This is a genomic window from Sanguibacter inulinus (assembly GCF_013415325.1).
Taxonomy (GTDB): Bacteria; Actinomycetota; Actinomycetes; order Actinomycetales; family Cellulomonadaceae; genus Sanguibacter; species Sanguibacter inulinus.
The window spans coordinates 17,852-38,021 of sequence record NZ_JACBYE010000044.1; the positions used below are offsets into that span (position 1 = coordinate 17,852).

The following is a 20,170-nucleotide window of genomic DNA, read 5'->3' on the forward strand; positions in this document are numbered from 1 at the left end:
CGACCGGCCAGGTCGCGTCGCAGCCCCGTTGTAGGCTTCAGCAGGATCATCGCGACGGAAGAGAGAGCGGCACTATGAGGATCGTCGTCCCGGTCAAGCACGTCCCCGACATCCACTCCGACCGAGGGCTCACCCCCGAGGGCCGGGTCAGGCGCGGAGCTGAGGACGGCACCCTCAACGAGCTCGACGAGAACGCCGTCGAGGCTGCCCTGCAGATCGTCGAGGCCCTCGACGAGGCCGAGCGGGCGACCAGCGAGGTCGTCGCGCTCACCGTCGGACCCGTCGAGGCCGACGCCGCGCTCCGCAAGGCCTTCCAGATCGGCGTCGACACAGCGGTCCGCCTCGGCGACGACGCGCTCGCCGGCTCGGACGTCTTCGCGACGGCCACGGCTGTCGCCGCAGCCGTCCGCACCCTCGACGCGCAGACCCCCGTCGACCTCGTCATCACCGGCATGGCGGCCCTCGACGGTCTCGGCTCGGTCGTCACCAGCCTCGTCGCCGCCGAGCTCGGGCTCCCGCAGCTCACCCTCGCGTCCAGGCTGAGCGTCGAGCACGGCCAGGTCGAGATCGAGCGCGACCTCGACGGCGTGACGGAGGTGCTCAGCGCCCCGACCCCCGCCGTCGTCTCCGTGACCGACCACGTGAACACCCCGCGCTACCCCAACTTCAAGCTCATCATGGCGGCTCGCACCAAGGAGATCACCGTCCTCGGGCTCTCCGACGTCGGCCTCGCGCCCGAGGCCGTCGGCGCGCAGGCGGCTCGGGCGACAGCCGTCACGAGCGCCCCGCGCCCGCCGCGCCCCGACGTGGAGCTCGTCACCGACAAGGGTGAGGGCGGGCTCGCGCTCGCCGACTACCTCATCCGCAACGACCTCGTCTGACCTGAGAGAGACGGACCGACCATGACTGCACCAGACCGCACCGTCCTCGTCCTGCTCGACACCCCGGCCGAGGGCCTCCGCTCACCCGCCCGCGAGCTGCTCACCCTCGCCCGCAGCCTCGGGGCCGTGACCGCCGTCGCCCTCGCCGAACCCTCCGAGGCGACCCTCGCCGGTCTTGCCGACCAGGGCGCGTCGTCGGTCCTGGTCGTCGACCTCCCGGGTGACGAGACCGTCGGGGCCCACCTCACCCCTGTCGCCGCCGAGGCGCTCGCGGCTGCTGCCGAGCACCGGGGTGCCGACGTCGTGCTGCTCACCTCGTCCTTCGTCAACCGGGAGATCGGTGCGCTCGCCGCACGCTCGCTCTCGGCCGGCTACGTCTACGACGCCTCGGGTGTCACGGTGACGGAGGCCGGGCTGGTGGGCGTCAAGCGGGTCTTCGCGGGGACCTGGGACGTCGAGTGCGCCCCGACGACGAGCCGCTCGGTCTTCACCCTGCGCTCCAACGCCGTCGTCGCCTCGAGCGCGCCCGTCCCCTCCGCGCCTGCGGTCGAGCGTCTCGCGGTCCAGCCGACAGAGCGTGCGACGGCCGCCGTGCTCGTCTCGCGCACACCCCACGCCTCTGCGGGGGAGACCTCCGGGCGTCCCGCCCTCGACGAGGCCGCCTACGTGGTGGCCGGCGGACGAGGCACCCTCGGTGACTTCGGGCCCGTCGAAGACCTTGCCGACGCTCTCGGAGCTGCCGTGGGCGCGACCCGCGACGCCGTCGACGAGGGCTGGGTCGGGCACGATGCGCAGATCGGCCAGACCGGCGTGACCATCGCGCCGCGGGTCTACGTCGGTGCGGGGATCTCGGGTGCGCCGCACCACCGCGGCGGCATGCAGGCCTCGAGCGTCATCATCGCCGTCAACAACGACCCGGACTCCCCGATCTTCGAGATCGCGGACTTCGGCGTCGTGGGCGACCTCGCCGACGTCCTCCCGCAGGCGGCCCAGGCCGTCCGTGCGCACAAGGAGCGCGCAGCGCAGGGATGACGTGCTGCTGGGAGCAGGACTCAGGGCTGCGGACGTCACAGCCCTGGCGGATCGCGCGCCCAGCGGTGACTCGTAGACTGGTCGACTGTGAATCCTGACCGGTCTGCCTACCTCGACCACGCGGCGACGACCCCCATGTCGTCGGCCGCGATCGAGGCCTACGCGCAGCAGATGGCGCTCGTGGGCAACCCGTCCTCCCTGCACTCCGCAGGGCGGGCCGCCCGGCGCGTCGTCGAAGAGGCCCGTGAGCAAGTCGCCGGGTCGCTCGGCGCCCGTCCGAGCGAGGTCGTCTTCACAGGTGGCGGCACCGAGGCGGACAACCTCGCGGTCAAGGGCCTGTTCTGGGCCCGCCGTGTCTCGCACCCCGAGCGTCGTCGCATCCTCGTCTCGGCCGTCGAGCACCACGCTGTCCTCGACCCCGCCTTCTGGATGGCCGAGCACGCCGGCGCCGAGATCGTCCTGCTGTCGGTCGACTCGCGGGGGATCCTCGACGTCGACGCGCTCCGGGCCGAGCTCGCGGCCCACGCCGACGAGATCGCTCTCGTCTCGGTCATGTGGGCCAACAACGAGGTCGGCGCCGTGCAGCCGATCGACGCCGTCGTCGCCGCAGCGCGTCCCTACGGCATCCCCGTGCACTCGGACGCCGTCCAGGCTGTCGGGCACCTGCCCGTCGACTTCGCCGCGAGCGGGCTCGACGCGCTCACCCTCACCGGCCACAAGCTCGGCGGACCCGTCGGCGCAGGTGCGCTGCTCGTCCGCAGGAGCCTCGAGGTCACTCCGGTCCTGCACGGAGGAGGTCAGGAGCGGGGGATCCGCTCGGGCACCCTGGACACTGCCGGCATCCGGGCCCTCGCCGTCGCGGTCGGCGAGTCTGTTGCCGCGCGCGAGACCACCGCGCCCAGGCTCGCGGCGCTGCGGGACCGTCTGCTGCGCGGGGTCGCCGAGCTCGTCCCCTCGGCCACGCTCCGCGGGCCCGACCCGGCGCTCGACCCGACGCTGCGGCTGCCCGGCAACGCGCACCTGACCTTCGAGGGCTGCGAGGGTGACTCCCTCCTGTACCTGCTCGACTCCGCAGGGGTCCAGTCCTCGACGGGCTCGGCCTGCCAGGCCGGCGTGCCGCAGCCGTCCCACGTCCTGCTCGCGCTCGGCATCGACGAAGACGACGCACGAGGGGCCCTACGCTTCTCCTTCGGCGCCACGTCGACCGAGAGCGACGTGGACCTCGTCCTCGAGGTCCTCCCCGACGTCGTCGCCCGCGCGACGACAGCCGGTCTTGCGTCTGTCGGGACGCGCCGTCCCCGCAGCGATCGAGAGGTGAGCTCATGAAGGTCCTCGCAGCGATGTCCGGCGGGGTCGACTCCGCCGTGGCCGCAGCACGCGTCGTCGACGCCGGCCACGAGGTGGTCGGCGTGCACATGGCGCTGTCCCGCAACCGCAACCAGTTCCGCGAGGGGTCTCGCGGCTGCTGCTCGATCGAGGACGCCGGCGACGCCCGCCGCGCAGCCGACGTGCTGGGGATCCCGTACTACGTGTGGGACCTGTCCGAGAAGTTCGAGGAGACTGTCGTCGCCGACTTCCTCTCCGAGTACGCGGCGGGGCGCACGCCGAACCCCTGCGTGCGGTGCAACGAGCACATCAAGTTCGAGGCGCTGCTCGACAAGGCGACGGCCCTCGGCTTCGACGCCGTGGCGACAGGGCACTACGCCCAGGTGATCACCTCGACGCGTGCCGACGGCACCGAGCTGCGCGAGCTGCACCGCTCGCCGAACACCGCGAAGGACCAGTCCTACGTGCTTGCGGTCATGGGGCCCGACAGGCTCCAGCGCGCGATGTTCCCCCTCGGGGCCTTCGAGACGAAGGACGAGGTCCGTGCCGAGGCTGCGGCCCGCGGGCTGAGCGTCTCGACCAAGCCTGACTCCTACGACATCTGCTTCGTCGCGGACGGTGACACCCAGGGCTTCCTGCGCGAGCGCCTCGGCGCGAAGACCGGCGACATCGTCGACTCCGACGGCACGGTCCTCGGGGAGCACGAGGGGTCGTACACCTACACGGTCGGGCAGCGGAAGGGCCTCAAGCTCGGGCGTCCCGCTGCCGACGGCAAGCCGCGCTACGTCCTGGACATCCAGCCCGTCTCCAACACCGTCGTCGTGGGTCCTGCCGAGATGCTCTCGGTCGACCGCATCGTCGGCGACCAGAGCGTGTGGCTCGCAGACGACGTGCTCGCGGCGCACGGGGTCGCTACCCCTGCAACCGCCTCGGGGGCTGACGCTCCCGCTGCTCCGAGCGGCCCGGCACCGTCGGCGTGGATCGACGCCGAGGTCCAGGTCCGGGCGCACGGGGAGCCCGTGGCGGCCCGTGTCCGCTCGGTCCCCGACGCAGGTGGGGCGACCGGTGGCATGGAGGTCGAGCTCGTCGGCGCGACCCTGCGCGGCGTCGCCGCGGGCCAGTCGCTCGTGGTCTACCTCGGCACCCGGGTCCTCGGGCAGTCGACGGTGGTCTCGTCGTCGCGCTCTCGCCCGGCCGAGCCGGTGGGCCACGCGACGGCCGAGCCCGCACGCTCGGCGTGACCGGGGCGAGCGGCCCGGGCGTCTGGCCCGGCACAGATCCTCTCGAGTCGCTGCTGACCATCATCGGCGACCTCTCGGCTGCGCCGACGGGGGTCGAAGGCCTTCCCTTCTTCACCCAGCTCCCCGGCCGGGGAGCCGGCTCTGAGCCCGTCGCCCGGACGGCGCTGCTCCTGCCCGAGATGCCCGTCGAGCTCGGCCCGCACGGCTGGAAGATCGCCGACCACCCCGGCCTCGACGCGAGCCGTGCCGAGGCCTTCCTGCGCGAAGACCTCGACGCCCTCGCGATCGCCGGCGCCGGGTACAGCGGCCCGCTGACGGTCCAGGTCGTCGGTCCGTGGACGCTCGCCGCGACCCTCTACCTGGCACGGGGCGACAGGGTGCTCTCCGACCTCGGAGCCGTGCGGGCCCTCGTCGGCGCCCTCGCCGAGGGAATCGGTGAGCACGTCGCTGCTGTGCGGGCGCAGGCTCCGGGCGTCGAGCTCACGGTCCAGGTCGACGAGTCGCTCCTCGGTCAGGTCTCCGCGGGGGTGATCCCGAGCTTCTCGGGCTATTCACGTCTGCGTGCGGTCCGCGGGCCGGAGATCCTCGAAGGGCTCGAGCCCGTCGTCCACGCGGTCCGCGCCGCCGGTGCCCGCTCGGTCGTCCACGTCGGGCAGGTCTGGGACGCCGTCCCGCCCGTCGTGCTGTCGGGGGCCGACGCCGTCGGGCTCGAGGTCGGCCCTGTCGCCGACGGCCGCTGGGACTCTCGTGGGTGGGAGCTCCTCGCCCGCGCCGTCGAGCGGGGGACGCAGCTCTGGGCCGGTCTGCCGCCCGCGACGGTCTCGCAGTGCGCTGGAGCAGACGTCCGGGGGCTCGCCGACCTCGTGAGCGTCCCGTGGCGACGTCTCGGTCTGCCTGCTGAGGGGCTCGCCGACGTGGTCCTCAGCTCGGCGGGCAGCGCCGCGACCTGGACCACGGACGGCACCCCCGACCGAGCCCGCGGCGCCCTGGGGACCGTCGTGCGGGCCGCGGAGATCCTCGCCGAGCGTGCTGGTGGCTAGCGGCCGCCGCCTCTTCGCCGACACCACCCCGCTGCGCGAGTCGCCTGCCTTCAGGCGCCTGTGGTGGGGGCTGGGGATCTCGAACCTCGGCGCTCAGCTCACGGTCGTGGCGGTCGGGCTCCAGGTCTACTCGCTCACCTCGTCGACCTTCGCCGTCGGTGTGCTGGGCATCTGCGCGCTCGTGCCTCTCGTCGTGCTCGGCCTCTACGGCGGTGCGCTCGTCGACGCCTACGACCGCCGCAAGGTCGCGCTCTCGGCGTCGGTGGTGCTGTGGGTCGTGACGATGCTGCTCGCCGCGCAGGCGTGGCTCGACGTCGGGTCGGTCGGCCTGCTCTACGGGCTGGTCGCGCTCCAGTCGGCCGCCTTCGCGGTCAACAACCCGGCGCGCTCGGCCATCATCCCCAGGCTGCTGCCGGCGCGCCTGCTGCCTGCGGCGAACACCCTCATGACCATCACCTGGAACATCGCGCTGACCGTCGGTCCGCTGGTTGCGGCCCTCGTGGTGAGCCGGTGGGGCTACGGCATCGTCTACACGGTCGACGTGCTGTGCTTCACGGCCGCGCTGTGGGCCCTGGTCCAGCTGCCCGGCATGCCGCCCGAGCCCTCGCACGCCGGGGACGGGGTCGACGGCGTCGAGGGCGAGGTCGACCCACGGTCGGGGACCAAGGACGCGGCGCGCCGCCGGGTCGGGTTGTCGTCCGTGCTCGAGGGGCTCCGCTACCTCGCGACGCGCCCCAACGTCCGCATGACCTTCCTCGTCGACCTGGTCGCGATGATCCTCGCGATGCCTCGCGTGCTGTTCCCCGCGATCGGCGTGGTCATCCTCGGCGGGGGAGCGGCCACGACAGGTGCGCTCACCGCAGCCCTCGCAGTCGGCGGTCTGCTCGCCGGGGTGTTCTCGGGCGGGCTGACCCGCGTGCACAGGCAGGGGGTCGTCATCATGTGGGCGATCATCGGCTGGGGTCTGTCCGTCGCGGGCTTCGGCGTCGTGCTCGTCCTGGCGGGGCGGACCAGCCCGGACCACGTGCTCGTCGTCGCGCTGGGCGCCGCGCTCCTCATGCTGGTCCTGTGCGGGGCGTCCGACGCGATCAGCTCGGTGTTCCGCCAGACCATCCTCCAGTCGGCGACCCCCGACGACATGCGCGGACGGCTCCAGGGGGTGTTCATCGTCGTGGTCGCCGGTGGACCGCGCCTCGGTGACCTGGTGCTGGGCGCCCAGTCGTCCTGGTGGGGCGAGGGCCGGGCTGCCGTGGTCGGAGGTCTCGCCTGCGTCGTGGTGCTCCTGCTCCTGCTGCGCTGGCAGCCCCGGCTCCTCGCCTACGACTCCCGCCACCCAGAGCCCTGACCCGCACCTCGCTCGTCGAGGAGCAGGCTGGCAGCGCGACGGCGGCGCACCCGGTGGGGTGCGCCGCCGTCGGAGAGCCGGGTCCTGTACTTCTCAGCCCAGGCGCTCCCACAGGAACCTGTAGGCCAGCGCCTGCATGAAGGACGCCTGCTCGTTGTTCGCGGCGCCGCCGTGGCCACCCTCGATGTTCTCGTAGTACGTGACGTCCTTGCCGGCCTCGATCATCGCTGCAGCGAGCTTGCGGGCGTGGCCCGGGTGGACCCTGTCGTCGCGCGTCGACGTCGTGAAGAGGACCGGCGGGTACTCCCGGTCTGCGTCGAAGAGGTGGTACGGCGAGAAGGTCTGGATGAACTCCCACTGCGCGGGGTCGTCAGGGTCGCCGTACTCAGCCATCCACGACGCGCCCGCGAGCAAGTGGGAGTACCGCTTCATGTCGAGCAGGGGCACCTGGATCACCACGGCGCCGAAGAGCTCCGGGTACTGGGTGAGCATGTTGCCCGTGAGCAGCCCGCCGTTCGACCCACCCTGCACCCCGAGGTGCGCGCGGGAGGTGATGCCACGCGTCACGAGGTCCTTCGCGACCGAGGAGAAGTCCTCGTAGGCGCGGTGGCGGTTCTCCTGGAGGGCGAGCTGGTGCCAGCGGGGTCCGTACTCGCCGCCCCCGCGGATGTTCGCGACCGCGTACACGCCGCCCTGCTCGAGCCACGCCCGTCCGAGCCCGCCCGAGTACCCGGGGGTCAAGGAGATCTCGAAGCCTCCGTAGCCGTAGAGCAGCGTCGGGGCGGTGCCGTCGAGCGCGAGGTCGGCGCGGCGCACCAGGAAGTACGGCACCTTCGTGCCGTCGTCCGACGTCGCGAAGTGCTGCTCGACCGTGAGGCCGTCGGCGTCGAAGAACACCGGCATCGACTTGAGCAGCTCCGGCTCCTGCCCGACAGTCGCGATCGAGAGGGTGGTCGGCGTGAGGTAGTCGGTCGCGACCAGCCACACGTCGTCCGAGGCGTCGACGTCGACGGCACGGACGGCGACGGTCCCGATCTTCGGGGCACCGAGCATCTCGCTGCGCTCCCACGGCCCAGCACCGTCGGCCGGCGGGGTGAGCACGTGCAGGCGGTTCTTCACGTCGGCGAGGACGTTGAGCACCAGGTGGTGCTCCGTCCACGTCGCCCCGGCGAGAGACGTCGACTCGTCAGGCTCGAACAGCACCGTGAAGTCTCGACCACCAGCGAGGAAGTCGTCGAAGCCCGTCGCCAGCAACGAGCCCGAGGTGAAGGTCGTCCCACCGACGGTCCAGTCGTCGCGGAGCTCGACCAGCAGCCACTCGCGGCGGAAGCCGACCTCGGCCGAGTCAGGCACGTCGATCTTGGTCAGGGAGTCGTCGGCGGCGAGCACGTAGAGCTCGTTGCTGTAGAAGGCGAGGGAGCGTGCCACGAAGTCGCGGACGAAGCCCGGGGTGTGGCTGCGGAAGGCCGAGATGTACATGTCGTCCGTACGGCCCTCGTAGAGGACCGTCGCCGACTCGAGCGGGGTCCCACGGTGCCAGCGGCGGGCGACCCGCGGGTACCCGGAGGACGTCATGCTGCCCTCACCGGTGTCCGTGAACACGTACACGGTGTCGTCGTCGACCCACGCGAGGTCGCCCTTCGACTCCGGACGGTAGAACCCGCCGTCCTCGGGCGCGACGAACTCCTTCGTCGCCAGGTCGAACTCGCGCGTCACGTCGGCGTCGGAACCCCCGCGCGACAGGCTCACGAGAGCCTTGCGGTACGCGGGCCGCAAGATGCTCGCCCCGTGCCACACCCAGCTCTCACCCTCGGCCTCACCGAGGGCGTCCACGTCCAGGACGGTCTCCCACTCGGGCTCGTCGGTCCTGTACGACTCGAGCGTCGTGCGGCGCCACAGCCCGCGCACGTGCGTCGAGTCCTTCCAGAAGTTGTAGAGGTGGTCGCCGATCTTCGACACGTCGGGGATCTTCGCGTCGGAGTCCAGCACACCGCGCAGCGCGGCCTGGGTGCTGGTGAACTCCTCGGTCGCGGCGAGGGTGCTCGTGGTCTGCGCGTTGCGCTCGCGGACCCAGGCGAGGGCGTCGTCCCCCTCGACGTCCTCGAGCCACAGGCGCGGGTCGGCGTCGGCCGTCGGGGCGGTGGTGTCGGTCTGCTCTGCAGTCATCGGACCACCCTACGGTGATCGGGTGTCCTGCTGTCGAGCGACGCGGAGTGCCTGTGGACGACGCTCGACGTGTGCTCGTGCGCTGGTCACCGGGGGTACGAGGCCGGCCGAACCCTCCAGGGGCGTCGCACGTGCGCCGTCCTACGTGTGTCACAGGGCGGATGTGGGTGGCTCGCGCGATGATGGTCCGGTGAGCACGAAGACACCCCCCGCAGTCCAGGGTCCCGACGAGTCCGCGACCGCCGCGAGCCCTGACCAGAGCGCAGCCCAGCAGCGCTGGAAGGTGCTCGCCGAGGAGATCGAGGCGCACCAGTTCGCCTACTACGTGCGCGACGCCCCGACGGTGTCCGACGCCGAGTACGACGTCCTGCTGCGCGAGATCGGCCAGATCGAGGAGACGTACCCGCAGCTGCGCACCCCCGACTCTCCGACCCAGCGGGTGGGTGGGACCTTCTCGACAGACTTCGCGGCTGTGGACCACCGCGAGCAGATGCTCAGCCTCGACAACGCCTTCAACGCCGAAGACCTCGACGCCTGGGCCGAGCGGGTGCACCGCGAGATCGGCACGACGCAGGTCCACTACCTCTGCGAGGTGAAGATCGACGGGCTGGCCATCGCGCTGCTCTACGAGAAGGGTGTCCTGGTCCGTGCCGCCACCCGCGGTGACGGGCGGACGGGGGAGGACGTCACCCTCAACGTCCGCACGATCGAGAGCATCCCGCTGACCCTCGGCGGAGACCCGTCCACGCACCCGGACCTCATCGAGATCCGCGGCGAGGTCTTCATGCTCGTCGACCAGTTCGCCGCTCTCAACGAGGCGCAGGTGGCCGCCGGCAAGCCGCCCTTCGCCAACCCTCGCAACGCCGCGGCGGGGTCGCTGCGCCAGAAGAACCCGAAGGTCACCGCGAGCCGCCCGCTGCGGATGTACGCCCACGGGGTCGGCGCGCTGCACTGGGAGGCCGGTGCGCTCGCGACCCTGCGCCGCCAGTCCGACGCGTACGCCCTCTTCGAGCAGTGGGGTGTGCCGGTCTCGAGCCACAACCGCGTGGTCGAGGGCATGCCCGGTGTGCAGGAGATGATCGACTACTACGGCGACCACCGCCACGACATCGAGCACGAGCTCGACGGAATCGTCGTGAAGGTCGACGAGCTGGCCCTCCAGCGCCAGCTCGGCGCCACGAGCCGTGCACCGCGGTGGGCCATCGCATACAAGTACCCGCCCGAAGAGGTCAACACGAAGCTGCGGGACATCCTCGTCAACGTGGGGCGGACCGGTCGCGTGACCCCCTTCGGGGTGATGGAGCCCGTCCTCGTCGCCGGGTCGACGGTCTCGATGGCGACGCTCCACAACGGCAGCGAGGTGAAGCGCAAGGGCGTGCTCATCGGCGACACCGTCGTGCTGCGCAAGGCCGGCGACGTCATCCCCGAGATCGTCGGGCCTGTCGTCGAGCTGCGTGACGGTTCCGAGCGCGAGTTCGTCATGCCGACCGAGTGCCCGTCGTGCGGAACACCGCTCGCCCCCGCGAAGGAGGGCGACGTCGACATCCGTTGCCCCAACCAGCGGTCCTGCCCGTCTCAGCTGCGTGAGCGGGTCTTCCACCTCGCCGGCCGGGGTGCCTTCGACATCGAGGCGATGGGCTGGGAGGCGGCGATCGCCCTCGTGGACCCCGAGCACAACCGACCCGAGAGCGCCGACGCCGACGGCGTCCCGGTCCAGGTGCCGGTCCTCGAGACCGAGGCCGGGTTCTTCGACTTCGAGGTGGACGACCTCGCGGACGTCCTCGTGTGGCGCGAGAAGAAGAAGGCCGGCGTCGGGACAGGGGTGTGGGAGCAGATCCCGTTCTTCTACACCAGGGCCACCGCCAAGAACCCGTCCAAGCCCTCGGCGACCACGGTCAAGTTCTTCGACGAGCGCGAGAAGGCCAAGACGCAGCCGCTGTGGCGCGTCCTCGTGGCCCTGTCGATCCGGCACGTCGGCCCGACCGCCGCCCGTGCGCTCGCGACGGCCTTCGAGTCGGTCGAGGCGATCATGGACGCGACCGAGGAGGAGCTCGCTGCGACCGAGGGCGTCGGTCCGACGATCGCGCGCGCCGTCCGCATCTGGTTCAACGGACGGGCCTCGGTCGCTGCGGCACCCGAGCCCGAGGCGTCCGGCACGGTCACACCGGTCGACGGAGCATCCGACGCCGCAGTCCCTGGAGATGCCCCAGAGCTGTCCGAGGATGCTGTCCCGGGGGACTCCGCGGTCCCCGCGACCCTTCCGCCCGCGGACGAGGACGACGACCTCGAGGTCGACGGATCCGACTGGCACCGCGAGATCATCGAGCGCTGGCGTGCGGCAGGGGTCCAGATGCGCGACGAGCGGGACGAGTCCATCGTCCGCACGCTCGAGGGCCTCACGGTCGTGGTGACAGGGTCGCTCGAGGGCTTCAACCGTGACCAGGTCAAAGAGGCGATCATCGCGCGCGGCGGCAAGGCCGCAGGCTCGGTGTCGAAGAAGACCGACTTCGTGGTGGTGGGGGAGAACGCGGGCTCGAAGGAGGCCAAGGCGCGTGAGCTCGGCCTGACGATCCTCGACGAGGCCGGTTTTGTCACGCTCCTCGCCGAAGGGCCGCCGGCCGCAGCAGACCCGCTCCTCGACGAGGACGGCTCACCGCTCGAGGGATCAGAGCCCGAGACTGCAGCAACGGACTCAGAAGACTGACATGGCGGGCGTCGAGCCGCTCAGCCGATGAGCGCGTCGATCGCCTCGGGCGATAGCACGTGGTCTACGGCCATCGCGCTCGCCCCGAGCACCCCGGCACGGTTGCCGGTCCGTGAGGCGACGATCCGCAGGTGCTGGGTGGCCAGGGGGAGCGAGCGCCTGTAGACGACCTCGCGGATCCCGGCGATCAGGTGCTCCCCGGACGACGCGACCACCCCGCCGACCACGATCATCGACGGGTTGAGCAGGCTCACGCACCCGGCGAGCACGGTCCCGATGTCGCGCCCGGCCTGGCGGACAGCGCGGCTCGCGGCGAGGTCGCCGGACCGCACGAGGGCCACGACGTCGTTGGACCCCGACGCCTCGAGCCCGCCCGCAGCGAGCTGCTGCGCGACGGCCTGCCCGCTCGCGACGGCCTCGAGGCAGCCGAGGTTGCCGCAGCGGCACGGCACCTCCGAGCGGTCCGAGACCGCCACGTGCCCGATGTCGCCCGCGGCTCCCTGGGCGCCGCGGCGCAGCGCACCGTCGCTGATGATCCCGGCACCGATGCCTGTGGCCACCTTGACGAACAGCAGGTCGCTCACCCCCGGCCACTCGGTGCGGTGCTCGCCGAGCGCCATGATGTTGACGTCGTTGTCGACGAGGACCGAGGCGCCCAAGCGGGCGCTCAGCACGCCCGGGACGTCGACGTCGTCCCAGGCTGGCATGATCGGCGGGTTGATCGGACGTCCCGTCGAGTGCTCGACGGGCCCGGGGAGCCCGACCCCCACGGAGACGAGGTCGTCGAGGCTGCGCCCGCTCGACCTCACGAGCTCTTCGCCCGTCTGAGCCACCCACCCGAGGATCACGTCGGGCCCGTCGGCGATCGAGATCGGAGCCTCGAGCTCGGCGAGCACCGTGGACGCGAGGTCTGTCACGGCCAGGTGGGCGTGCGTCGCGCCGAGGTCGACGGCGAGGACGACCCGAGCATCAGGGTTGAAGGCGAAGGTGGCCGGCGGTCGGCCCCCGGTCGACGTCGTCGCCCCGGCCGGGGCCACGAGCCCGGAGGCCATGAGGAGGTCGATGCGCGCAGCGATCGTCGAGCGTGCCTGCCCGGTGACGGCGGCGAGCTCGGCGCGCGTGCGGGGCTGGCCGTCGCGGAGCAGCTGGAACAGCTCCCCGGCTCCGGCCGTGCGGGGGACGACGCGGAGCGCCTCCTCGGTCGTCATGGGGTCCACCTCTCGGATCAGATGAGCGCGACTTTAGCAGATTACGAGCAGGTAACAATCGCCCTGCTTGCATCTTTTGCTTGACTGTCGACAGAAGTACCGCCTAGGTTCAGACCCATGGTCACCGTGGACCCACCCTCAGCAGCAGAGCCGCTCCTGCAGATGCGCAGCATCGTCAAGCAGTTTCCCGGCGCCCGTGCACTCGACGGCGTCGATCTCGACATCCTCCCCGGAGAGGTGCACTGCCTCCTCGGCCAGAACGGCGCCGGCAAGTCGACCCTCATCAAGGTGCTCGCCGGAGCCCACCAGCCCGACGAAGGGCAGATCCTCGTCCGCGGGGAGGCCGTCACCATCCCGCACCCCGTCGCCGCCCTGGATCTCGGGATCGCGACCATGTACCAAGAGCTCGACGTCGTCGACGGGCTCAGCGTCGCCGAGAACGTCTACCTCGGGCACGAGCTCGCCTCCGCCGGGTTCTCCCGCCGCCGTGCCGCGGTCCGCCGCACCCGTGAGCTGCTCGCCCGCCTCGGGCACCCCGGCATCTCGCCCACCCGCGACGTCGGGTCGCTCTCCGCGGCGGGCAAGCAGATCGTCTCCATGGCACGGGCCCTCTCCCGTGACGCGAGCGTCATCGTCATGGACGAGCCCTCAGCGGTCCTGGACTCCGAAGAGGTCGAGAACCTCTTCAGGGTCGTGCGCGAGCTCACCTCGGCCGGGGTCGCGATCGTCTACATCTCGCACAGGCTCGAAGAGATCCGTGCGATCGGCGACCGCATCACCGTCCTCAAGGACGGCCGGACCGTCGCCCAGAACCTCGCGGTCTCCGACACCCCCACCCCCGAGCTCATCCGTCTCATGACCGGGCGCACCGTCGAGCAGGTCTTCCCCCCGAGCACGCCGCTCGCCTCCGACGCCGAGGTGCTCCTGGCGGTCGAGGGCCTCGGGCTGGCAGGCGTCTTCGCTGACGTCAGCCTCGAGGTCCGTGCTGGCGAGGTCGTCGGGCTCGCCGGTCTAGTAGGCTCCGGCCGGTCCGAGATCCTCGAGACCGTCTACGGAGCCCGCCGCGCGACAGCAGGCTCCGTCCGTGTGGCCGGGCAGCGCACGCGGCCCGGGTCCGTCGGCTCGGCCGTCGACGCGGGGATCGGCCTCGCGCCCGAGGAGCGCAAGAGCCAGGGGCTGCTCCTCGACGAGCCCGTCTACCGCAACGTCACGCTCTCCACCTTCGCGCGGTTCGCCCGCGGCGGGATGCTCGCCGAGGGGGAGGAACGCGCCGCTGCGCAGCAGCAGGCCGCCGCGCTCGACCTACGTCCGAGCGACGTCGACCGACCTGCCCGGACCCTGTCGGGTGGTAACCAGCAGAAGGTGATGCTGGCCCGCTGGCTCGTGCACGGCTGCCGGGTGCTGCTGCTCGACGAGCCCACCCGCGGCGTCGACGTCGGCGCCCGAGCCGAGATCTACGCCCTGGTCCGCAGGCTCGCCGACGACGGCGCCGCCGTCGTCGTGGTCTCGAGCGAGATCGACGAGGTGCTCGGCATGTCAGACCGCGTCCTCGTCATCTCTGAAGGAACCGTCGTCTACACAGGCCCCGCCGACTCGATCGACGAGCACGGTGTGCTCGCCTTCGTCATGGAAGGACGTGCCGCATGAGCGAGCACAGGACCACACCCCCGTCAGGCACCGGCGACCGCGACCGTGCGACAGCACCCTCGGGACGACCAGGCCTCTCCCTCGGCAAGGACGCCGCTGCCGGGACCGTCTCCGCAGACCTGCCACCCGACGTGGGCGTGGCGCTGAGCACACCGGCCCCCCTCGACGGACGAGGGAGCGCCGCGGCCGGCAAGTCGGGGCACGAGACGTCGCGCGGCCTGGGCCTGAACGGCTCGGTCGGCCGCAACCTCGGTCTCGTCCTCGCCCTCGTGCTGCTCTGCGTGGTCGGGGCGGTGACCGGCGGAGAGCGCTTCGCGAGCATCGACAACGCCCTCACCATCCTCCGGCTCGCGGCCGTGCTCGGCGTGCTGTGCATCGGGATGACCTTCGTCATCACCGCCGGAGGGATCGACCTCTCCGTCGGCTCGGTGCTCGGGCTCGCCACAGTCTGGGCCAGCACCCTCGCCACGCAGACGATGGCGCGGGACACGCACTGGATCGTCATGGTCGGTGTCGCGCTCGCAGTCGGTGTCGCGTGCGGGCTCATCAACGGCATCCTCATCGCCTACGGCAAGATCGTCGGCTTCATGGCGACCCTCGCCATGATGGTCGGCGCACGCGGTCTCGCCGAGATCATCGCCAACCGCAAGACCCAGGTGGTCAGCGTCCCGGAGTTCCTCGACTTCTTCAGGGCCTCGGTCCTGGGGGTCCCGGTGCTCGTGTGGATGTTCGTGCTCGTCTCGGTCGGCGGGTGGGTGCTCCTCAACCGCACGACCTTCGGACGCCGCACCGTCGCGGTGGGCGGCAACCCGGAGGCTGCGCGCCTCGCCGGGATCAAGGTCAGGCGCCACACCATGTACCTCTACGCGCTCTCGGGCCTCACCGCCGGCATCGCCGGGATCATGATGCTCGCCCGCACCACGGCGGGCTCGTCGACCAACGGCCAGCTCTACGAGCTCGACGCCATCGCGGCTGTCGTCGTCGGTGGGACCCTCCTCGCCGGAGGACGCGGCACCATCGTCGGCACCGTGCTCGGCGTGCTGATCTTCACCACCCTCACCAACGTGTTCACGCAGAACAACATGTCCACCTCGGCCCAGGCCGTCGTCAAGGGCGTGATCATCGTCGCGGCCGTCCTCATCCAGCAGAGGTTCGCGACCCGCAGCCGCACCACCTGACCTCCCCGGGCACCCTCCGCGGGGCCCGGCCTCAGCACGACACCCGCACCAGACCCGCAGCAGGACGACGATCACAGGAGATTCTCATGTCCGCTCGACTGTTCAGCCAGACACCCCCGGCCCGCACCGGATCGCCGGAGCGCGGCACAGACCGACGACGCGTCCCCGCCCTCGTGGCAGGGTTCGCCGTCGCAGGCCTCGTCCTCACGGCCTGCACCTCCAACACCCCGGCCCCTGCCGACTCCTCGGCCGCGGCCGCCCCAGCCGCTGCCTCCGACAACGACGCCTCCGGTGACACCGTCGTCATCGGCTTCTCCGCCCCGGCAGCCGACCACGGCTGGATGGGCGCCATCACCGAGGCTGCCAAGGCCGAGGCCGAGAACTACCCCGACGTCGAGCTCCGCGTCGCGGAGGGCACCAACGACGTGAGCCTGCAGATCAGCCAGATCGAGACCTTCATCAACGACGGGGTCGACGCCATCGTGCTGCTGCCCTTCGACGGGGCAGCCCTCACCGAGATCGCGACCGAGGCCATGGAGGCGGGGATCGTGGTCATCAACGTCGACCGCGAGTTCTCGAGCCCCTTCGCCGCGCGCGCCACGGTGCTCGGAGACAACTACGGCATGGGGGTCAGCGCCGGGACGTACATCTGCGAGCAGCTGGGCGACAACCCCGACGCCGTCGTCGCGGAGATCGCCGGGATCGACTCGCTCCCGCTCACCCAGGACCGCAGCCAGGGCTTCGCGGACGCGCTCGAGGGCTGCGGCCTCGACGTCGACAACAGGGTGGCCGCCGACTTCACCATCCAGGGTGGTGAGTCGGCGACCGCCAACCTGCTCCAGGCCGCGCCGCAGATCGACGCGATCTGGAACCACGACGACGACCAGGGTGTCGGTGTCCTCGCGGCCATCGAGAGTGCCGGGCGCGACGAGTTCTTCATGGTCGGCGGGGCTGGCTCGGCCAACGTCATGCGGTCGATCGAGGCCGGCGACTCGGTGCTCCAGGCGACAGTCGTCTACCCGTCCACCCAGGCGGCCGACGGCATCAAGATGGCGCGCCTCGCGGTCCAGGAGAAGTCGGTCAGCGACCTCGCCTCGCTCGGGGTCCCGCGCCAGGTGCAGCTGTACGCGCCCGTCGTGACGGCCGACAACGTCGCGCAGTACCTCCCGTCAGCCTTCGAGTCCTGACCGTCCGCACGACCTCACGGTGGGGCCGACGCCCAGGCGACCGGCCCCACCCCTGCTCGAAGGGAGTCGACGATGTCGGCTGACGGACGTCCCCGGCTGGGGATCGGGATGGTGGGCCACTCGTTCATGGGTGCCGCCCACTCGCAGGCGTGGCGCACCGCCCCACGGTTCTTCGACCTGCCGCTGCAGACCGAGATGACCGCTGTCGCAGGACGCACGGCCGAGAGCGCGCAGGCGGCTGCGGACAGGCTGGGCTGGCTCGGCTCCGAGGCGAGCTGGAAGGACCTGGTCGCCCGCGACGACGTCGACCTGGTCGACATCTGCACCCCTGGAGACACGCACGCCGAGATCGCGATCGCGGCACTCGAGGCGGGCAAGCATGTGCTCTGCGAGAAGCCCTTGGCCAACTCGGTCGCAGAGGCGACGCAGATGGCCGATGCGGCCGACGCCGCCGCAGAGCGCGGCGTCCTCGCGATGGTCGGCTTCACCTACCGCCGGGTCCCGGCGATCCAGCTCGCCCGACGCCTGGTCGAGGAGGGCCGCATCGGGACAGTGCGCCACGTCCGGGCCCAGTACCTCCAGGACTGGCTCACGGACGAGGAGTCTCCGCTCAGCTGGCGCCTCGACAAGGACAGAGCCGGTTCGGGGGCTCTCGGAGACATCGGTGCGCACGTGATCGACCTCGCCCAGTTCGTCACGGGGGAGCAGATCACGGGGGTGTCCGGGATGCTCGAGACCTTCGTCGCCGAACGGCCCCTCGCCGAGAGCTCGGCCGGGCTGTCCGCTGTCGCGGGGAGCGGTCGCGGTCCAGTCACCGTCGACGACGCCGCGGCCTTCCTCGCCCGGATGTCCGGGGGAGGGATCGCCGTCTTCGAGGCCACCCGCTTCGCGGCCGGGCGAAAGAACGCCATCAGGCTCGAGATCAACGGCTCGCGCGGCTCGGTCGCCTTCGACTTCGAAGACATGAACGTGCTCCACCTCTACGACGCCGACGAAGACGCCGAGACCGCCGGCTTCCGCAGGATCGTGGTGACCGAGCCGGGCCATCCCTACCTCTCGCACTGGTGGCCCGCCGGTCACGGGCTCGGCTACGAGCACGCCTTCACCCACCAGGTGGTCGACCTCGTCGGCGCGGTCGCGGCCGGCACCCCGCCGGCGCCCAGCTTCCGTGACGGGCTCACCGTGCAGAAGGTGCTCGCCGCGGTCGAGGAGTCAGCGGCTGACGCGAGCGCCTGGCGGACGGTCTGATCCCTGATCCCTGATCCCTGATCCCCGAGCCCCGATCCCTGGTCGCACCGCTCGCCCCGGTCGTGCTGATCGCCGGGGTGGACCGCACCCGTCGGACCGCGCTCCGACGAGCCACGCACTGTGGGGTGTTCACGGACGGGCCGCAACCTGGCCTCAGCACGGGTCGGTCGCGTCCGACCCACGCAAGAACAGGCCGCGCAGGTGCGGCCGACGGCACGACGGAGCAGTCGTGCCGCAGACCTCTCGAAGGAGTCCCTCATGGTCCGACCGATCACCCTCTTCACAGGCCAGTGGGCCGACCTGCCCTTCGAGGAGGTCGCGCGTCTCGCGGCCGGCTGGGGGTACGACGGCCTGGAGATCGCCTGCTGGGGCGACCATCTAGACCCGTGGCGCTGGGACGACGACGCCTACGTGCAGGGAAGGCTGGACGTCCTGGCCGAGCACGGTCTGCAGGTCCACGCGATCTCCAACCACCTCAAGGGTCAGGCGGTCTGCGACGACCCGATCGACCAGCGGCACCGCGACATCCTGCCCGACGTCGTGTGGGGAGACGGAGACCCCGAGGGGGTGCGCCAGCGCGCGGCCGAGGAGATGAAGCACACCGCCCGGCTCGCGGCCCGGCTCGGGGTGAAGACCGTCGTGGGCTTCACGGGGTCCTCGATCTGGAAGTACGTCGCGATGTTCCCGCCCGTGAGCCAGCAGGCCGTGGACGCCGGCTACCAGGACTTCGCCGACCGCTGGAACCCGATCCTCGACGTCTTCGACGAGGTGGGCGTGAGGTTCGCGCACGAGGTCCACCCGAGCGAGATCGCCTACGACTACTGGACGACGGTCCGCACCCTCGAGGCGATCGGGCACAGGGAGGCCTTCGGTCTGAACTGGGACCCGAGCCACATGGTCTGGCAGGACATCGACCCGGTCGGGTTCCTCTGGGACTTCAAGGACAGGATCTACCACGTCGACTGCAAGGACACGAAGAAGCGGATGCACAACGGCCGCAACTCGCGCCTCGGCTCGCACCTCGCCTGGGCTGACGGGCGCCGCGGGTGGGACTTCATCTCGACAGGGCGCGGCGACGTCCCCTGGGAGGACGCCTTCCGCATGCTCAACACCATCGGCTACGCGGGCCCGATCTCGATCGAGTGGGAGGACGCAGGGATGGACCGGCTGGTAGGAGCGCCCGAGGCTCTCGAGCTCGTGCGCCGTCTGGCGCTCGACGCCCCCGACGTCGCCTTCGACGCAGCGTTCAGCGCGCGGTGAGCATCGGCGCCCCTGGGAGCGCCTGCTCGCCACCCGGACCGGCGGCGACCGGGGTGGGCCCGAGGGGGACGCACGGACCGCGCAGCGATGGCGAGCAGGGGTGACTGCGGTCACCGTCGACGGGTTTGGCGGCTGGGCTGACGTCGCGTAATGTTCTCGACGTCAGCCCGACAGGGAGGCACAGACACCACTGCGAAGCTCTTCGGAGCCGGCGCGAAGTGGCTGGTCCCGGGGTCCTGACTTCTCCGCACGAAGGTCTACTCAGGCTCGCCTGGGACTGGTAGTGTCGAGAGCCTGGTTCGGACAGCGGTCACGCTGTCTGGCATCGGCCCGAGTCGCTCGTGAGAGTGGTTCGGAGGGCCGCGAAGATCAGGTAGTCTTCACCAGGCCCGCTTGACCGGGTTAACGCGCTGGAAACGGCGGGTTGACGCAGGGAAGCGAGTCGGGTAAGTTTGAACGGTTGCCTCACGCCAGACGCTCAGTTATGAGTGAACGGGTGATGCGCGTCCGCTCCTTGAGAACTCAACAGTGTGCTTAATAGTCAATGCCAAGACCCCTTGTCTTGGATTGGTGCTCGGCCTTTCGGTCGGGGCTGGTCTGATGGCAAGGTTTATTTGGTATGAATTGAAAACGCAAGTTTTCGGTTTGTAGCCTTGATTAATCAAGTTCTCTCTTTGCAGGGAGGCTTGCTTCGTATGGTTGTTAAC

The 20,170-nt window shown here is 71.1% G+C and carries 14 protein-coding genes; 12 read left to right on the top strand and 2 right to left on the bottom strand.

Annotated elements, in window-relative coordinates:
- Positions 1-74: 74 nt before the first annotated feature.
- The 6 genes from HZZ10_RS14865 to HZZ10_RS14890 all read left to right on the top strand — a co-directional run bounded on the left by HZZ10_RS14865 (position 75) and on the right by HZZ10_RS14890 (position 6,865).
- Entirely contained in the window at positions 75-881 is an 807-nt protein-coding gene (locus HZZ10_RS14865) for an electron transfer flavoprotein subunit beta/FixA family protein (RefSeq protein WP_179914096.1), read from the top strand.
- Between the two features lie 21 nt (positions 882-902).
- The gene (locus tag HZZ10_RS14870; RefSeq protein WP_179914097.1) at positions 903-1,913 is read left to right on the top strand and encodes an electron transfer flavoprotein subunit alpha/FixB family protein; all 1,011 of its coding nucleotides are present in this window, start codon (positions 903-905) and stop codon (positions 1,911-1,913) included.
- Between the two features lie 87 nt (positions 1,914-2,000).
- Complete coding sequence (locus tag HZZ10_RS14875; RefSeq protein WP_179914098.1) at positions 2,001-3,239, top strand: cysteine desulfurase family protein; 1,239 nt, start codon at positions 2,001-2,003, stop codon at positions 3,237-3,239.
- Positions 3,236-4,480 (top strand): tRNA 2-thiouridine(34) synthase MnmA, encoded by a 1,245-nt coding sequence (gene mnmA, locus HZZ10_RS14880; RefSeq protein ID WP_179914099.1) that lies wholly within the window; start codon positions 3,236-3,238, stop codon positions 4,478-4,480. Before HZZ10_RS14875 ends, mnmA begins: the two co-directional genes overlap by 4 nt.
- On the top strand, positions 4,477-5,520 hold the full coding sequence (locus HZZ10_RS14885) for a uroporphyrinogen decarboxylase/cobalamine-independent methonine synthase family protein (protein ID WP_179914100.1): 1,044 nt from the start codon (positions 4,477-4,479) through the stop codon (positions 5,518-5,520). Before mnmA ends, HZZ10_RS14885 begins: the two co-directional genes overlap by 4 nt.
- Positions 5,513-6,865: an MFS transporter gene (locus tag HZZ10_RS14890; RefSeq protein WP_179914101.1), complete on the top strand. Its 1,353-nt coding sequence runs from the start codon at positions 5,513-5,515 to the stop codon at positions 6,863-6,865. The genes HZZ10_RS14885 and HZZ10_RS14890 overlap by 8 nt, the downstream gene beginning before the upstream one ends.
- Before the next feature lie 93 nt (positions 6,866-6,958).
- On the opposite strand, the gene HZZ10_RS14895 is transcribed toward HZZ10_RS14890, so the two are convergent.
- Positions 6,959-9,031: a prolyl oligopeptidase family serine peptidase gene (locus HZZ10_RS14895; protein WP_179914102.1), complete on the bottom strand. Its 2,073-nt coding sequence runs from the start codon at positions 9,029-9,031 to the stop codon at positions 6,959-6,961.
- Positions 9,032-9,221: 190 nt separating this feature from the next.
- Between HZZ10_RS14895 and ligA the strand changes: the two genes are divergently transcribed.
- Positions 9,222-11,735, top strand: a complete 2,514-nt coding sequence (ligA, locus tag HZZ10_RS14900) for an NAD-dependent DNA ligase LigA (RefSeq protein WP_179914103.1) — start codon at positions 9,222-9,224, stop codon at positions 11,733-11,735.
- A gap of 20 nt (positions 11,736-11,755) precedes the next feature.
- On the opposite strand, the gene HZZ10_RS14905 is transcribed toward ligA, so the two are convergent.
- On the bottom strand, positions 11,756-12,943 hold the full coding sequence (locus HZZ10_RS14905) for an ROK family protein (protein ID WP_179914104.1): 1,188 nt from the start codon (positions 12,941-12,943) through the stop codon (positions 11,756-11,758).
- Between the two features lie 117 nt (positions 12,944-13,060).
- Between HZZ10_RS14905 and HZZ10_RS14910 the strand changes: the two genes are divergently transcribed.
- The 5 genes from HZZ10_RS14910 (at position 13,061) to HZZ10_RS14930 (ending at position 19,463) form a co-directional block, all read left to right on the top strand.
- A complete protein-coding gene (locus HZZ10_RS14910) occupies positions 13,061-14,590 on the top strand; it encodes a sugar ABC transporter ATP-binding protein (protein WP_179914105.1) in 1,530 nt (509 codons plus the stop codon).
- On the top strand, positions 14,587-15,768 hold the full coding sequence (locus HZZ10_RS14915) for an ABC transporter permease (RefSeq protein WP_179914106.1): 1,182 nt from the start codon (positions 14,587-14,589) through the stop codon (positions 15,766-15,768). Before HZZ10_RS14910 ends, HZZ10_RS14915 begins: the two co-directional genes overlap by 4 nt.
- A gap of 86 nt (positions 15,769-15,854) precedes the next feature.
- On the top strand, positions 15,855-16,955 hold the full coding sequence (locus tag HZZ10_RS14920) for a substrate-binding domain-containing protein (RefSeq protein WP_082544243.1): 1,101 nt from the start codon (positions 15,855-15,857) through the stop codon (positions 16,953-16,955).
- Positions 16,956-17,027: 72 nt separating this feature from the next.
- The gene (locus tag HZZ10_RS14925) at positions 17,028-18,203 is read left to right on the top strand and encodes a Gfo/Idh/MocA family protein (RefSeq protein ID WP_056137064.1); all 1,176 of its coding nucleotides are present in this window, start codon (positions 17,028-17,030) and stop codon (positions 18,201-18,203) included.
- A gap of 258 nt (positions 18,204-18,461) precedes the next feature.
- Positions 18,462-19,463 carry a sugar phosphate isomerase/epimerase family protein gene (locus HZZ10_RS14930; RefSeq protein ID WP_056137067.1) on the top strand — a complete coding sequence of 334 codons (1,002 nt, stop codon included), beginning with the start codon at positions 18,462-18,464 and terminating at the stop codon, positions 19,461-19,463.
- Positions 19,464-20,170 lie beyond the last annotated feature (707 nt).